General features: G+C 63.5%; 11 protein-coding genes. 2 read left to right on the top strand and 9 right to left on the bottom strand.

Annotation, left to right across the window (positions count from 1 at the left end):
- Positions 1-24: 24 nt before the first annotated feature.
- Positions 25-3,360 carry a maltose alpha-D-glucosyltransferase gene (gene treS, locus AABA48_RS03065; protein ID WP_338271053.1) on the top strand — a complete coding sequence of 1,112 codons (3,336 nt, stop codon included), beginning with the start codon at positions 25-27 and terminating at the stop codon, positions 3,358-3,360.
- A 59-nt stretch (positions 3,361-3,419) separates the two neighbouring features.
- Here the strand turns inward: treS and AABA48_RS03060 are convergent, their stop codons facing one another.
- On the bottom strand, positions 3,420-3,941 hold the full coding sequence (locus AABA48_RS03060; RefSeq protein WP_338271052.1) for a MarR family winged helix-turn-helix transcriptional regulator: 522 nt from the start codon (positions 3,939-3,941) through the stop codon (positions 3,420-3,422).
- Between the two features lie 215 nt (positions 3,942-4,156).
- Here AABA48_RS03060 and AABA48_RS03055 point away from each other — a divergent pair, with 215 nt between their 5' ends.
- A complete protein-coding gene (locus tag AABA48_RS03055) occupies positions 4,157-6,001 on the top strand; it encodes a chloride channel protein (protein ID WP_338271050.1) in 1,845 nt (614 codons plus the stop codon).
- Between the two features lie 170 nt (positions 6,002-6,171).
- Here AABA48_RS03055 and AABA48_RS03050 read toward each other — a convergent pair whose 3' ends face one another.
- The 8 genes from AABA48_RS03050 to AABA48_RS03015 form a co-directional block, all read right to left on the bottom strand.
- Positions 6,172-6,558 carry a cupin domain-containing protein gene (locus AABA48_RS03050; protein ID WP_010943000.1) on the bottom strand — a complete coding sequence of 129 codons (387 nt, stop codon included), beginning with the start codon at positions 6,556-6,558 and terminating at the stop codon, positions 6,172-6,174.
- Between the two features lie 15 nt (positions 6,559-6,573).
- A complete protein-coding gene (gene rfbD / locus AABA48_RS03045) occupies positions 6,574-7,416 on the bottom strand; it encodes a dTDP-4-dehydrorhamnose reductase (RefSeq protein WP_338271047.1) in 843 nt (280 codons plus the stop codon).
- Entirely contained in the window at positions 7,413-8,489 is a 1,077-nt protein-coding gene (gene rfbB, locus AABA48_RS03040; protein ID WP_338271046.1) for a dTDP-glucose 4,6-dehydratase, read from the bottom strand. The genes rfbD and rfbB overlap by 4 nt, the downstream gene beginning before the upstream one ends.
- A 16-nt stretch (positions 8,490-8,505) precedes the next feature.
- On the bottom strand, positions 8,506-10,578 hold the full coding sequence (locus tag AABA48_RS03035; RefSeq protein ID WP_286352055.1) for an LPS-assembly protein LptD: 2,073 nt from the start codon (positions 10,576-10,578) through the stop codon (positions 8,506-8,508).
- 57 nt (positions 10,579-10,635) lie between these two features.
- The gene (locus AABA48_RS03030; protein ID WP_324311021.1) at positions 10,636-11,910 is read right to left on the bottom strand and encodes a bifunctional folylpolyglutamate synthase/dihydrofolate synthase; all 1,275 of its coding nucleotides are present in this window, start codon (positions 11,908-11,910) and stop codon (positions 10,636-10,638) included.
- 114 nt (positions 11,911-12,024) lie between these two features.
- Complete coding sequence (gene accD, locus AABA48_RS03025) at positions 12,025-12,867, bottom strand: acetyl-CoA carboxylase, carboxyltransferase subunit beta (RefSeq protein WP_286352053.1); 843 nt, start codon at positions 12,865-12,867, stop codon at positions 12,025-12,027.
- Between the two features lie 81 nt (positions 12,868-12,948).
- On the bottom strand, positions 12,949-13,743 hold the full coding sequence (trpA, locus tag AABA48_RS03020; RefSeq protein WP_324311019.1) for a tryptophan synthase subunit alpha: 795 nt from the start codon (positions 13,741-13,743) through the stop codon (positions 12,949-12,951).
- 72 nt (positions 13,744-13,815) lie between these two features.
- On the bottom strand, positions 13,816-15,999 hold the full coding sequence (locus AABA48_RS03015) for a methyl-accepting chemotaxis protein (protein WP_338271045.1): 2,184 nt from the start codon (positions 15,997-15,999) through the stop codon (positions 13,816-13,818).
- Positions 16,000-16,057: the final 58 nt, after the last annotated feature.

Raw genomic sequence — 16,057 nt, 5'->3', positions numbered from 1 at the left:
CACGCTACTATCACGGAGGCACCAATGGCTCGCAGGACACCGCTGTCGGACGACACCCCCCTCTGGTACCGGGACGCCGTCATCTACCAACTCCACGTGAAGGCCTTCGCCGATTCCGACGGCGACGGCGTGGGAGACTTCCGGGGCCTCATGGGGAAGCTCGATTATCTCCAATCCCTGGGGATCACCGCCATCTGGATACTTCCCTTCTACCCGTCCCCCTTGCGCGACGACGGCTACGACATTGCCGACTACTACAACGTCAACCCCAGCTACAACACCCTGCGCGAATTCCGGGAATTCCTCAGGGAGGCCCATGCCCGCCGCATCCGGGTCATCACCGAGCTGGTCCTCAACCACACCTCGGACCAGCACCCCTGGTTCCAGCGTGCCCGCCGGGCAAAACCGGGCTCGGTCCATCGGGACTACTACGTCTGGAGCGATACCCCCGACCGGTACCGGGAAACCCGGATCATCTTCCAGGACTTCGAGACGTCCAACTGGAGCTGGGACCCGGTAGCCAAGGCCTACTACTGGCACCGGTTCTATTCCCACCAGCCCGACCTCAATTTCGACAACCCCCGGGTCCAGTCGGAAGTGCTCCGGATCATCGACTACTGGCTGGGGATGGGGGTCGACGGGGTGCGGCTGGATGCCGTCCCCTACCTCTTCGAGCGGGAAGGGACCAACTGCGAAAACCTGCCCGAAACCCATGACTTCCTGAAAAGGCTCCGGCAGCACATGGACGCCTCGTTCCCCAACCGGATGCTGCTGGGCGAGGCCAATCAATGGCCCGAGGACGCGGTGGCCTATTTCGGCGAGGGGGACGAGTGCAACATGCTTTTCCACTTCCCGCTGATGCCCCGCATGTACATGGCCATCGAGATGGAGGACCGCTTCCCGGTGGTCGACATCCTCGACCAGACCCCCGCGATCCCCGAGGGATGCCAGTGGGCCATCTTTCTCCGCAACCACGACGAGCTGACCCTGGAGATGGTGACCGACGAGGAGCGGGACTACATGTACCGGATCTACGCCTCGGACCCCAAGGCCAGGATAAACCTGGGAATCCGGCGGCGGCTGGCGCCCCTCCTCGGCAAGGACCGGCGCCGGATCGAGCTCATGAACGCCCTGCTCTTCTCCCTGCCCGGCACCCCCGTCATCTACTACGGCGACGAGATCGGCATGGGGGACAACTACTACCTGGGGGACCGCAACGGCGTCCGTACCCCCATGCAGTGGAGCCCCGACCGCAATGCCGGTTTTTCCGGCGCCAACCCCCAGCGCCTCTTCCTGCCGGTCATCATCGATCCCGAATACCACTACGAAGCGGTAAACGTGGACATCCAGGAGCGCAACCCCACCTCGCTGCTCTGGTGGATGCGGCGCATCATCGCCGTGCGCCGCCGTTACCGGGCCTTCAGCCGCGGCGCCATGGAGATGCTCTATCCGGCCAACCACAAGGTCCTGGCCTTTCTCCGCCGCCACGAGGACGAAGTGATCCTCGTGGTGGTCAACCTCTCCCGCTTCGCCCAGGCCATCAACCTGGACCTTCAGGAATTCGCCGGCATATCCCCCGAAGACCTCTTCAGCCGGAATCGCTTCCCGGTCATCCGCGAGGCCACCTATCCCCTCACCCTGGGCCCCCACGACCACTTCTGGTTCCTGCTGCGGCGCAGGGAAGCGCCGCTTCAGGCCGAGGAAGAACTGCCGCGGATCAGGCTTCGGGGAGAACTCCCCTGGTGGGAGACTCTCCGCCGGACCAGGGGCGACGCTTACCTGGAACGGGTGACCACCGAATACCTCAAGCGAAGCGGTTGGTTCCGGGGAAAAGCGAGGGCAATCATCGGCTACGTGCTGCGCGACACCGTGCTCTTGCGGCAGGGGGAACGGGTGTTCCCCATCTTCTTCCTTGAGGTACGCTACCAGGACGGCCCGCCGGAAACCTACCTGATTCCCGTGGCGTTCCTCACCGGTGCCGGAGCGAAGCGGGTAAGCGCCGAATCCCCCCGGGCGGCCATAGCCGCTCTTTCCGTGGGGGACGAAGAGGGCATTCTCTGCGATGCGGTCCATGACCGGGAATTCAGGGACGCGCTCCTTGCCCTGGCACTCGGCCGGCGCCGGCTCCATGGCGAGGAAAACAGTCTCATCGTGCCGGTTCACGCCGGAGCAGGACGCATCGGCTCCAGGGAAGAGATGCGTCATCTCGCCTCCGAACTCCCCAAGGCGGAACAGACCAACAGCATCATCACCTACGGCGATCGCCACGTGCTCAAGCTCTACCGCAAGGTGGAGCCGGGCATCAATTCCGAGGTGGAGATGGCGCGGTTTCTCACCGCAAAATCAAGCTACCCCAACGTCGCCCCCTTCCAGGGGAGTCTGGAATTGCGGCATCCCGGCGCCGAGCCGGGCACTATCGGCCTGCTCCAGGGATACGTCCAGAATCAGGGCGATGGCTGGCGGCTCTCCCTCCACCTCTTGGGCCAATACTTCGAGCGGATTCTCTCGCGCCGGGGCGAACTGCCACCGACGCCGGCACGTTTTTCGAGCCTCATGGACGGCAGCGCCTGCACCGTGCCGGAACCGGCGGCAGAGCTCATCGGCGGTTTTTACCTGGAGATGGCGGGGCTTCTCGGCCGCCGGACCGCCGAGCTCCACCTGGCCCTCGCCGCCGGCGGGAACGACCCGGCTTGGCGGCCCGAGGAGTATTCAACCCTCTACCAGCGCTCCGTGTACCAGTCCATGCGCAACCAGGCCCGACGCAGCCTCCAGCTCCTGGCCCAGCACCACAAAGACCTGCCCGCAGAGGCATTGGCAGCGGCCGACCGGATCCTGACCGCGGAAAAGGAAATTCTCGCCTGCCTGCGCCCCATCGTCGGTCGGCGGATTCAGGCCATGAAGAGCCGTATCCACGGCAATTTCAGATTGGAAAAGGTCCTCTTCACCGGCAAGGACTTCATGATCATCGACCTGGAGGGCGAGCCGGACCGGCCCCTCGGCGAGCGCCGCATCAAACGCTCCCCCCTGCGGGACGTGGCGGGAATGATCCGCTCCTTCCACAACGCCACCCTGACGGCCCTTGCCCGCCACGGCGCTGGCCATCCCGGCGACATCCCGCTCCTGGAGCCCTGGGCGGAGGCCTGCTGGTATCACGTGAGCTGCCGCTATCTGGCCGGCTACCTGGAGCAGATGGGCACAAGCCCCCTCGTCCCGACGGAGCGGAGCGACCTCGAGACCCTCCTCCGCTCGTTCCTGCTGGACAATGCCCTCCACGAGCTCGGCTATGCCCTCGCCAACCGCCCCGAACGGGTTTCCTCTTACCTGCGCGGGGTCGAGACGGTGCTGCGGGAGTTCCGGTAACCGTTTCCGCCATAAAAAAAGAAGCCGATCATGGCTCCTTTTTAGCGGAAACTCCCGTTTCACTCCGTATTCCTTCGCCCCTTCCGGGCGCCCCCTGCCCGCGCCCGGTTCACCTCCGACGAGAAAATGAGCTGGGGGGGAAGGTTCTGCGCCCCGAGGATGCTGACCATGAGCTGAAATCCTTCGGAGATAGTTTCGAGCTTCTCGCGGGGAATGTTTTCCAGCCCCGACACAAGGAGTCCCTGGGCCACCTCGGGAGCTTGCGCCACCAGGTTTTTCCCGTCTTCCGTCAGGTCGACCATCACCACCCGGCGATCCTCCCGGGACCGGGTCCGCTGCACGAGCCCCAGAGCCTCCAGCCGGTCGATGATCCCCACTACCGTGGCATTGTGGAGATAGAGCCTGCGGGCGAGATCGGAAACCCGAATGGGGCCGTGGCCGGCAACGACCTTGATGGTCCAGAGCTGGGGCCCGGTGAGCCCCGTCTCACGCATGGCCCGTTTCGAGTGTTCGTTCACAACCTGAAAAACCCGGCGCAGGTTATCGGTCACATCGGCGATAAGTTCTTCTGTAGTTTTCATTATCAGCTCCGGTTCAGGATCGTAACGCCCCCTTCTCGCCCCCATCCTAGCGCCGGATTATCACCAAGGCAAGAAAATCGACCAGTGCGACGGGGAAAACATGTTGCGGAATCGTAACCGCGGCAGTATATAATTTGCATTCAAACAATCGGGATGCGACGGGGCGGCCCGCATTCCGAAAACCGGGCTTTCCCGCCCAGGAGCCGCATCCTGCCATGAAGCTTGAGTTTCCCGGAAAATCTGCACGGTGGACCACACCGCTGATCCTCATCAGGGATCTTCATCTGCTGCGCCGGTTCGTCCGAATGCGGCGGGCGGTTTTTTCTCTCCTCTCCCGGTTTCGGATCAGCGAAAATACGCTCATGGCGATTCTCGCCGTTGGGATCGGCCTGTTGGCGGGACTGTGCAACTACGCCTTCCGCTCGTGCATCGACCTGTTCCGGTGGCTCATCATCGACAGCGGCGGGCAGTTGACCGGCTATTCGCCCTATGCCTGGAACGCGAGCCGTCTCTGGGCTATCGCCTTTCCCATCACCGGCGCCATCGTCATGCTCCCCCTGTTCATCAAATTCAGGGAAGACATGGCCTTCGGCTTCCCCCGGTTTCTGGAAACGGTCAATCTGCGGGGCGGGCGACTGCCGCTCAGGCTCATGTTCACCAGGGGGATTTCGTCGGCGCTCACCATCGGCTCCGGCGGCTCCGCCGGCCAGGAAGGCCCCATCGCCCAGATCGGCGGCACGGCCGGCTCCGTGGTGGGGCACCTGCTCGGCATGTCGGGAGAGCGTCTCAAGGTCCTCATCGGCTGCGGGGTCTCCGGCGGAGTTGCCGCCACCTTCAATGCCCCCCTTGCCGGGGTGTTTTTCGCCCATGAAATCGTCCTCCTCTCCTCCTTCGAGCTCTCTTCCTTCACGAGCATCGTCATCTCGTCCGGCATGGCCACCGTTGTCTCCCGGGCCATGTATGGCGACATCCCCGCCTTCGACGTGCCCGCCTACCAGCTCGTTCACCCCCTCGAACTTGCCTTCTACGCCCTGCTCGGGGTGGTGTGCGGCTGCCTCGCGGCCCTCTTCATAACAGGCTACGGGAAAACCAGGGACATGTTCTCGCGCCTCCCTATCAATCCACTGTGGAAACCTCTTCTGGGCGGATTTCTCGTTGGCTGCGTCGCGGTTCTTCTGCCCCAGGTCCAGGGCAACGGTTACGAGTTCATCGAAAAAGCCGTTTCCAACGACGTGGGGTGGCTCCTTGTCACGCTCCTTATCGTCGGCAAGATGGTCGCCACCTGCGTAACGGTCGGCTCGGGGCTGCCGGGCGGGACCTTTGCGCCGTCCCTGTTCATCGGTTCGGTCACCGGCATGAGTTTCGGCTTCCTGGCGAACAGCCTCTTCCCGTATCAGACGGCAACGCCGGGCGCCTATGCCCTGGTGGGTATGGGCGCGTTCCTCGCATCGGTCACCCACGCGCCCATGACCGGCATCTTCCTGCTCTTCGAGATGACCGGTTCCTACAAGGTCATTGTGCCGATCATGCTCGCCTGCGCCATCGGCACCGCCGTGGCCCGCCACTTCCGCAAAGACGGCATCGATACTGCCGACCTGGCCGCCCAGGGGATCGACCTGCGGGCCGGGCGAGAACAGAGGGTCCTGGAGCGAATCCGGGTCAGGGGGGTCATGATGCGCGACCCGGAGATACTCCCGGAAACCATGACCATCCGCCAGTTCCTGGCCCGCAGCCATTCGCCGCGCCAGACCACCTTCCCCGTCGTCACTGGCGGGGGAGAGCTTTCCGGGGTCGTGGTCATCCATGACTTCCTGGGGATCGCGTTCGAGCCGGAGCTTCTCGACCAGGTCACCTTGGGCGAAATGGCCGCCGTGGACATTTTGACCGTCACCAGCGAAGACACTCTGGCGAAAGCACTCCAGATCTTCGAGCGCACGCCCCTGGACGAGCTTCCCGTTGTGGAGCCCGGCGGACAAAGGCGGGTGGTCGGCATCCTCACCCGCCACGCCATTACCGGTGCGTACAACAGGGCAATGGTGACACAATCGCTCAAGGAGTGAACACGGCGACACCAATCCACAGACATTATCAATGTCTCAACTAATTGTCTCGTTCAGCTGGTACAGGGAACAATGGTAGGCATTGTGGCTGCCGGCATGGCGCGACGCGGAAACGGGACGCCGCGGCCTGCCGGAGAACGTGTCGGGAAGTGTGGTGATGAAGGAAGGGCTCACGCCCCTTCCTCTTCGGCACAGGTCGCTGCAGCGGCTTCGCAGCGATGGTAATCGTCATCGAAACGAATGATGTCGTCCTCCCCCAGGTATTCCCCACTCTGCACCTCGATTATGACGAGGGGTATCTTGCCCGGGTTTTCCAACCGGTGATTGCGACCGATGGGGATAAAGGTGGATTCGTTCACGTTCACCGTGTATTCATCGTCGCCGCAGGTAACCCGGGCCGTTCCGGAAACCACGATCCAGTGCTCACTCCGGTGATGGTGCATCTGCAGCGACAGCCGCTGCCCCGGCTTCACCTCGATCCGCTTGATCTTGTAGTTCTTGTTCTCCTCGAGAACGGTGTATGTGCCCCAAGGACGTTCGCCGCGCTCCAGTTCCATCGTCGTGTTCCTCCGTCAGGACAATCCGGCTTCGCGCCGCTTTTCCAAATAGGTGGCAAGTGCCTCGCGCCAGCCTTCCAGTTCGAGCCCCGTGTCCCGGGTCAACTTGTCGCAGCAGAGAGCCGAATAGAGGGGACGCGGGGCCGGCCGGCCCAGTTGGGCGGTGGTCTGGGGCCGGACGGTCATCTCCACTCCTGCTTCGGCAAAAATGGCGCGGGCGAAATCGAACCAGGAGCAGATCCCCCTGTTGGCGGCATGATAGGTGCCGCGGCAGTTGTTCTCGATCAGTTCGCTGATGGCCAGGGCAAGGTCCACTGTCCAGGTGGGGGAGCCAAACTGGTCGTCCACCACGGCGATTTCGCTCCGCTCCGTCGACAGGCGCAGCATGGTTTCCACGAAGTTCTTGCCGCCGAGCCCATAGAGCCACTGGGTCCGGACTATGAGGTGATCGGGGGTTTCACGGGCCTGTTCCTCGCCCATAAGCTTCGATCTGCCGTACACGCTCAGGGGATTGGGCGGATCATCCTCCAGAAACGGGCTCTCCTTGACGCCGTCGAACACGTAATCGGTGCTCATCTGAACGAGCAGCGCCCCGATCTCGCGGGTCACGGCGGCCAGGTGCCCCACCCCCTCGCCGTTCACCGCCATGGCAAGGTCCGCGTTGGTCTCGCAGCCGTCCACATCGGTGTAGGCGGCACAGTTCACCACCACCCGCGGCTTCAGGGTCAGAATGACCCGCCGTACCGATTCCGGCGAGGTAATGTCGATCTCTTCGATGTCAACTCCCCGCACGTCCCCCGGCAGCACCCGCATGAGGTCGCGGCCGAGCATTCCCTTGGCACCGACCACCAGGATCATTGCCCGCCTCCGTACTGTGTTTCGTAGTAATCCCGGTATGAGCCGGACGTCACTTCATCCACCCAGGCGCGGTTGGCCAGGTACCAGTCCACGGTTTCGGCAATGCCGCGCTCGAAGGTGTACGAGGGCTCCCATCCCAGCTCCCGCTTGATTTTGGCAGCGCTGATGGCGTAGCGGCGATCATGGCCGAGACGATCCTTGACAAAGGTGATCAGGCCGCGGCTTTCCCCGCCGGGTCTGCCGAGCCGTTCATCCAGGAGATCGCAGAGCAGGTGAACGATGTCGATGTTGAACCACTCGTTGTTGCCGCCCACGTTGAAGACCTCGCCCGGCTTGCCACCCTTGAGCACCGTTTCGATGGCCGTGGAATGATCCTTCACATGGAGCCAGTCGCGCACGTTGCGGCCGTCGCCGTACACCGGCAGGGGCTTTCCGGCCACGATATTGTGGATCATGAGCGGGATCAGTTTCTCCGGAAACTGGAAGGGACCGTAGTTGTTGGAGCAGCGGGTGGTCAGGACCGGCAGGCCGAAGGTCTCGTTGTAGGCCCGCACCAGCAGGTCGGAACCGGCCTTGCTCGCCGAGTAGGGGGAGTTGGGGGCCAGGGGGGTCTCCTCGGTGAAGTAGCCCGTTTCCCCCAGTGTCCCGTACACCTCGTCGGTCGAAACATGCAGGAAGCGGAAGCGCTCGATCGCGCCCGATTCCCAGTGCCGGCGGCTTTCCTCCAGGAGCACCTGGGTGCCGAGGACGTTGGTTCTCACGAAAATTTCCGGTCCCAGGATGGAGCGGTCCACGTGGGATTCGGCGGCAAAGTGGACAACCGCGTCGATCCGCTCTTCGGCCAGGATGCGCCGGACGAGGTCGGCATCGCCGATGTCGCCCTTAACGAAGCGGTAGGCGGTGTTCTGCTCCACGGCTGTCAAATTGCGCAGATTGCCGGCATAGGTGAGGATATCCAGATTGATCACCCGGCAACCGGGGTTCGCCGGCAGGAAGTGATTAATGAAATTGGAGCCGATGAAGCCGGCGCCGCCGGTTACGAGAACGGCGGAAGGGGAAAAGGTGTCGCCCATGACAACCTCCTGAGGATTAGAATGCCCGTATCTTGCCCACCGAACCGATACCGGCCAGGGCAAAGGTAACAAAGAATTCGTTGGTATCGGGCCGGTCGCGGTAGGAGAAGCTCACGCTCCAGCACTGGTGCCGGTACTCCAGCGAATAGAAGGACTCGAGGGTCCCCTTGCGGTCAAAGGAGTAGCGGTTGGCGTAAGTGGCGAACACCGGTGAGAACAGGGCCAGCGATGCCTTCGCCTCCAGGTACTCCACCTCGTCCCGGGCGTGGCGGTAGGTGATGCCGGCCGCATTGCCCTTTTCATCGCGGGCATCGGCCGACACGGCCACCGTGGAAAGGACCGTGCGGTAGGGATTGTAGCGCAGGTCGGTGGATAGCGACACCAGCCGGTGGGGGTGCACCGCGGCCTCCACCTGCACGTCGGTAAAGTGCCGCTTCTCATCCACCAGGGTGAGGAGATCGCGGCGGGTGCCGCTGAACTCGTAGCCCTGGGCGATGCGGAGATAGAGCAGGTCCCGGTACTCGGGCGGCCCGTCGCCCCGGTCGAACCGGCCGGTCACGTAATTGGTCAGGGAGTAGACGACCCGGTTCTCATGCACGATGCGGTCGTTGTAATCGAAGAACGGCAGCGATTCCTGGTCCCGGTCCTGCACGTAGTTGTAGCGAATCTCGGGGATCATCACATGGCGAACCCGGGGCATGGTGGGACTGCCCGTTTCGAACACCCGCGAAAGCGTTGAGGAAAGCGAGGTCCCGGCCGAAAAGAGCCCCGATCCGCGGATACCTTCACCGCTCTCCACGCCATGGGCGTAGTAGAGACGCTGGCGGTAGCCGACCCAGGCGGCGGCTTCCAGGGGACCGAACGGTTTTGCGTACCCCGTGAGCACGGGGGAGAGGTCGAGCCGCTGCCCCTTGATCCCTTCCCTCCGATAGAAGTTGATGAAATTGGAATCAAAGGAGAAGAACACCGGGGTTTCCCACAGCCGCTGGCTGATGCCCGTCAGGGTTATGGTGGGGAGCTTCTGGAGAGTTTTGCGGTTGTCGGGGACCTCTTCCCGCAGGTCCTGCACGTAACGGAACTCGCCGGAAAGGATGTGACGATCGAAATACTTGGTGGCCGAAAGGGTGGTTTCCAGCTGGCTCTGGTTGTAAACCCCGCTCTCTTCGGCGTAGTCCCGGTAGAAGTTCCGGTCGGCCACCAGATTGATGTCGGACTTCAGGTTGAACGTATCCGAAACGATCTCCTGATGCCGCTGGGAGAGATCGCCCCGGAAGCGCTGCTGCTCGGTATCGTAGATGACGAAGCCCCGCAGGTTGCCCTCGCTGCCCCGTTTCCGGATGTAGCGGTAATCCACGCCGAGCCCCGTTCCGCGCTTGGTCAGGATATCAACGTTGAAGGTCGCGTCCTGGCTGGGGCTGATGGCCCAGTAGTAGGCCAGATCGAGCATGAAACCCTTTTTACTGGAGTTGCCGGTGCGGGGCGTCAGCAGGCCCGACTGCCGCTCGCGTTTCACGGGATAGATGAGGTAGGGAAAGTAAAGAACCGGAACATCCTTGACAAGAAACAGGGCGTGCTTGCCGGTGGCGTAGCCTTCGGTATTCACGTCGATTTCGGAAGCGGAAAACTTCCAGCTGGGATTGTCACCGTCGCAGGTGGTGAAGGACCCCCGCTCCAGGCGATACGCGTCGGGCCCCTTCTTTTCCATCTGCTTCGCTCGCAGGTGAAAGTTGCCCTTGGGCATGAAGGCCGCGCCGTTCTCCACCATGCCGGTGTCGGTTCGGTAGTTGAGCCGGATCCGGTCCGCGCGCAGTGTATCGCCATCGCGCATGAGGATCACGTTCCCCCGGGCCTCGGCCTCCTCCCTGTCGCCGAACAGGAACGCCCGGTCCGAGAGGAGCGTCATTCCCCTCCCCCTGATCCGCACGTTGCCGCTCGCCTCAACCGTGTCACCGGCAGCCTCGTGGGTCAGGGTGTCGGCATCGAGATAGAACGGCTCACCGCCCCCGTCTGCACCCCGGGCCGTATAGGGCGGGGCCAGGAGCAGCGAGAGAACGATGCCTCCAGCTATGCGGATGGGATTCAATGGCATGGACGGTTTCCGTGTCCGGGTCGTTAACTGCACATGAGCGGCATGCCCGGTTACCGGTCAGCCGCGAAACGGCTCGTATCGCTGCGAAAGAAGAATCGCCCGGGCCTCTCCCACCGTGAAGAGGGAACCGCAGACGAGAATGAGATCCTGCTCGCCGGCCCGCTGCCGGGCCAGGCCGAGCCCCTCGGCGACGGTGCCGCCGGCAACGGCATTCAGCCCCTTCTCCCGGCACAGCTCGGCGAGCCGGCCGGCATCAAGGCCCCGTTCCACCGCCGGCGTGACCGCCACCACCTCATGGGCCAGGGGCAGAACAGGGGCGAGTATCCCCGCCGCATCCTTGTCCGCCATGACGCCGGTCACCACGATCAGGCGCCGCCGGGGATAGTCGGCCAGCGACTCGGCCAGCGCCCGGGCACCGTCGGGATTGTGGGCGCCGTCCAGCAGCACCCGCGGCGCGCCGGTGAAGAGTTCCATCCTTCCGGGCCAGCGGGCCGCGTCAATGCCCGCCCGCAGCGCGGAGGAATCGAGGCGGAAGCCGTTGTCGGCCAGGATTTCCGCGGCGGCCAGGGCCGTGGCTGCGTTCGCCGACTGATAGCGGCCGCCGATGCCGGGCCGCAGGCCGGCAAGCTGCCGCGACAGCCCGTCATAGGCAAGGGACGATTCGTCCCACGCGGCGGAAAAATCAGCACCGAAGCATACCAGGGGTGCCCCCAGGTTGCGACCGCGCTCAATGAAGACGTCACGGGCCTCAGCCGGCTGCCGGGAGAGGACCACGGGCCGTCCGGCCCTGATGAGTCCGGCCTTCTCCCGGGCGATGGCCGGGATGGTGTCGCCCAGCCACTCGCAATGATCGAGGGCAACGGGAGCGATGACCGTCAGGATTCCCGTGGCAGCGCTCGTGGCATCGGCGCCGCCCCCCATACCTGCCTCGAGAATGGCCGCGTCAACCCCTTCCTCGACGAAATGGAGCAGCGCCATGGCCGTCACCACCTCGAAAAAGGTGGTACCCTCCGGCGCGCTCGCCAGGACCTGTCCGGCCACGCGCGCGGCGGCCTCTTCGGCGATCTCCCTGCCGTTGATCCTGAACCGTTCGGTGAAGCGGGTAAGGTGGGGAGAGGTGAAAAGTCCTGCCCGGTATCCCCCCTCCGCCAGAATGGAGGCCAGAAAGGCGGCCGTTGACCCCTTGCCATTGGTCCCGGCCACATGAACGACCCTGAGCCGCTCCTGGGGGTTGCCGAGCCGCTGAAGGAGAGTGGCGATCCGTTCGAGTCCCGGCCTGATGCCGAAGCGCCGCAGACCGTAGATATGTGCCAGGATCTCCCCGTAGGTCATGGCTGGCCGGAATTATAGGAAATGAAAGGGTAAATGTCCACTGATTTGACCCGGCACGAAAAAGGGGCCGGTCAACGAACCGGCCCCTTCGTGCACATCCCGGGGTAAGAAGATTCAGCCGCGATACAGCATGGAAAGTATCCGGGCGAGGCTCGCCCGCATATCCTTGCGCTCCACGATGACGTCGACCATGCCGTGGTCCAGGAGGTATTCGGCCCGCTGGAACCCTTCAGGGAGCTTCTGGCGGATGGTCTGCTCGATGACCCGCGGGCCGGCAAAGCCGATGAGAGCCTTGGGCTCGGCCATATTGATGTCACCGAGCATGGAGAAGCTGGCGGTCACCCCGCCGGTGGTCGGATCGGTCAGGATGGAAATATAGGGAAGCCCCAACTCCTTGAGCTTGGCCAGGGCCGCCGAGGTCTTGGCCATCTGCATCAGGGACAGGATGCTTTCCTGCATCCGCGCCCCCCCCGAAGCGGAGATGATGATGACCGGGGTCCGCTTCTCGATCCCCCGCTCGATGGCACGGGTGATTTTCTCGCCCACCACGCTCCCCATGCTTCCCCCCATGAAGGAGAAGTCGAAGACCGCCATCTGGACCGGGGTGCCCTCGATGGCGCCCTCACCGCAGATCACCGCGTCGCGCGATCCACCCTTGGCAACCGCCTGCTGGATCCGATCCTTGTAGCTCTTGGAGTCCTTGAAATCAAGGACATCCACCGAGGTCATGGCAGCATCGTATTCCGTGAAGCTCCCGGGGTCCAGCAGCAGATCGATCCTCTGGCGGGCCGAGATCCGGTAGTGGTGTCCGCACTTGGGGCAGACATTGATGTTCTTCTCCAGGTCCTTGGTCAGAAGGTTTTCCTTGCAGCTCACGCACTTGGTCAGGAGCCCCTCGGGAACCTTCACCTTCTTGTCAGCCGCGCCCGGCGCCTTGTCGCGTTTGAACCACGCCATGTCATCACTCCGTCGGGACCTTCGCATCCCGGATTTTTTAGTGAAATTGAAAAGTTTTATTACCAAAAAAGTCAGCTAAAGTCAATTTCCGATCGCTTTCCGCAGCGCGGAAACGAAGGTTGCGACCTCACGCCGGAGCTCGGCGGCCGTGAACCGCTCGAACAATTTAACGATGGCGCTCCCCACCACCACGCCGTCGGCCGAGGCGGCCACCTGGGCAGCCTGGTCGGGCGTCGAGATGCCGAAGCCGACCACGACCGGCACGGCGATCGCCTCGCGAATGGCGGTCACGTTGGAGGAGACGGACGCTTCCACACCGCTCCTCGCGCCGGTCACGCCGGTCACCGACACATAGTAGACGAACCCGCGGGCCTGCCGCGCCACTTTCCGGATGCGCCCTTCGTCGGAGGTGGGAGTGAGAAGGAAGATGACGTCGAGCCCGTGGCGGTCGGCACACGCCTTGAACTCGGCCGCCTCCTCCGGGGGGAGGTCGACCAGGAGCACGCCGTCGACCCCCGCGGCCGAGGCATCCGCCGCAAAGCGCTCAAGGCCGTGGGTCAGAATCGGATTGTAGTAGCCCATGAGCACGATGGGCACCTGGCAGCGGGTGCGGAGGCGGCGCACCATGTCGAGGAGCTTCGGCAGGGTCGTCCCCGCAGCAAGGGCCCGCTCGGAAGAGAGCTGGATGGTGGGGCCGTCGGCCATTGGGTCCGAAAAGGGAACGCCAAGCTCCACGATGTCGGCGCCGCTTTCAGCCAGAAGCGGAATCAGCTCTTCCGTGGCGGCCAGGTCCGGGTCACCGGCGGTGATGAAGGTAACGAGGGCCTTGCGGCCGTTGTGCTTCAATTCGGCAAACGTGCCGGCGATTCTGCTCATGGGAAACCTTTCGGAATGGTTGCCGAACTGGGTTTTCAGGGATCGTGCCGATCCCCGGCCCCCGGTACCGGGTTACCGATTCTCCACCTTGAAGCTGCTCATACCCCGCTCAAGGGCTTCCAACTGGCGGGACAGCCGTGACACCGCATCGTCCATCACCCGGGCCGAACCCAGATTGGTCGAGGTCGACTCCTGGATGTCCTCCACGGCGCGGATGATCTGCTCGCTGCCCCGCGACTGCTCGTCGCAGGCCCGCTTGATCTGCTGGATCATGTCGGTGATGTTTTCGGTGGAACGGGCGATGAACGCACCCACCTTGCTCTGCTCCCGGGTTGAGGTCCTGACCTGGGAAGTAAGCCCCTTCATCCGCTCCGCGGCGGCCATGATCATGTCGCTCCCCTTGCCCTGCTCCCGGGTGGCGCCGGCCACCTGGGCGATCATGTCCGAAACCCGCTCCATGGCGCTACGAATCATCTGGCTTCCCTTGGCCTGCTCCATGGTGGCCCGGGCAATGCTCTCCACCTGGGCAGTGGCTCCCTGGACGCCGGCAACGATCTTGGTCAGGGCTTCGCCCGACTTCTGGGACAGGGCCTCTCCGTCGGCGATGCTCTTCTCGGCCAGTTCGATAGCCTCCACGGCCCGGGCGGTTTCGTCCTGGACCCCTTTGATCAGCTGGGCGATCTCGCGGGTGGAGCTGGTGGTCCGCTCGGCCAGTTCCTTGATCTCGTCGGCCACCACGGCGAAGCCCTTGCCGTGTTCGCCCGCCTGGGCCGCAATGATGGCGGCGTTCAGGGCCAGCAGGTTGGTCTGCTCGGCCACCTCGTCGATGACCGACAGAATCGCGCCGATGTCGGTGGCCCGGACGGAAAGGGTTTCGATGACTTCCGAGGTGATCCGGGAAGAGCGCTTGATCTCGTTGATCCCGGCGATGGTCGCTTCAACGGAGACCTTGCCCATCTCCGCGTCCCGCCGCACTCCCTCGGAAATGGATGCGGTCTCCATGGCATTCTTCTCGACCTGCCTGATCGAGCTGTCCATCTCGGCCACAGAAGAGGCAGTGGTGGTGGTCACATCCTGGAGACTCACGACGCTGTTGGCGATCTGCTTGATGGACGCGGCCATCTCCATCACCGAGGAGCTTACCTCTTCAACGGCCTGGGCCAGAGAGTCCACGTTCACTGCCACCTCTTCGATGCTGGCGGCCATTTCGAGGATCGACGACGAGGTTTCCGATGCGGAAAGGGAAAGGCCGTCGACGCCGCGGGAGACCTCCTTGATGGAGGTATTGATCTGGGCAACGGCCGACGAGGTCAGGGACACACCCTCGGCCTGGACTTCCGCCGCGGCCATGACCCGGCGCGAAGCCTCGAAGATGTTGGAGGAGACCTGCCCCACCTCGACCAGGGAGCGGTTCACCTTCCGGACCAGCTCTCCCAGCATTTCCAGCATGGCGTTGAAATCCCGGCCGAGCAGCGACAGTTCGTCCGTGGCATCAGTGGTCACCCGGACGGTGAGATCCCCTTCCGCCCCCTTGTTCAGCGCCGTCACCATCATGTTCACCCGCCGGATGATGTTGCGGGTGGCCACGACGCCGAAGACGAAGGCCAGCACGGCGGCACCGATGATAACAATAACGAATGTGATGCTGACCGAGGCCCGTATCTGGCGCGTTTCCTGCCCCACCACCTGCATTAGCCCCTTGACCGTCTCGATGAGGTCGTCGATGTCGCGGGCCACGAATTCGCTTGCCCCGGACAACTCGGAGATGAGCCTGGCTTCAACGAGCGCCGAAGGAGGCACCGAACCGTTCAGGACCCCGGACTTGTAGGCAATGATCCTGCCCGCCACCTTTTCATACTCGCTCCAGGTCTCCATGAGCGCCTTGGCGTGCTCTTCCATGACGGTATCGACGGAGTGCGGCCGGATGCCCAGGGCCGGATCGCCCTTGAGCAGCGCGTTGCTGTAGCGTCTGAAGATGTCGCGGTTCTTGCGGTAGGACTCCACGTTCGCGGCCAGGATACTGGCATCCACATGTCCCATCATCGCCTCAAGCAGGGCGACGCGGCTGGTGCGCTCGGCGGCCTGGAGCTGCAACGCCAGCTTCTGCTGGTCCGCGCGGGTCTGCATGAGATCCGACACCCTGTTTCCAACCATCCCGATGGAACGGATGCCGATGAAGCCGGTGACAGCAACGATGGCGGCCATGATGGCAAAGGAGCCTATGAGCCGGTAACCGAGTTTCATATCCTTGAACATGGTGGAGAACTCCGGAGGAACACGTAGAGGTGATGGGTTCTGATATAGCAGAGGGGTG

The organism is Geobacter sp. 60473, from assembly GCF_036323535.1.
Classification (GTDB): domain Bacteria; phylum Desulfobacterota; class Desulfuromonadia; order Geobacterales; family Geobacteraceae; genus Geobacter; species Geobacter sulfurreducens.
Note: the sequence above shows the minus strand (reverse complement) of the source record. Positions and strands in the feature narration are given on the sequence as shown.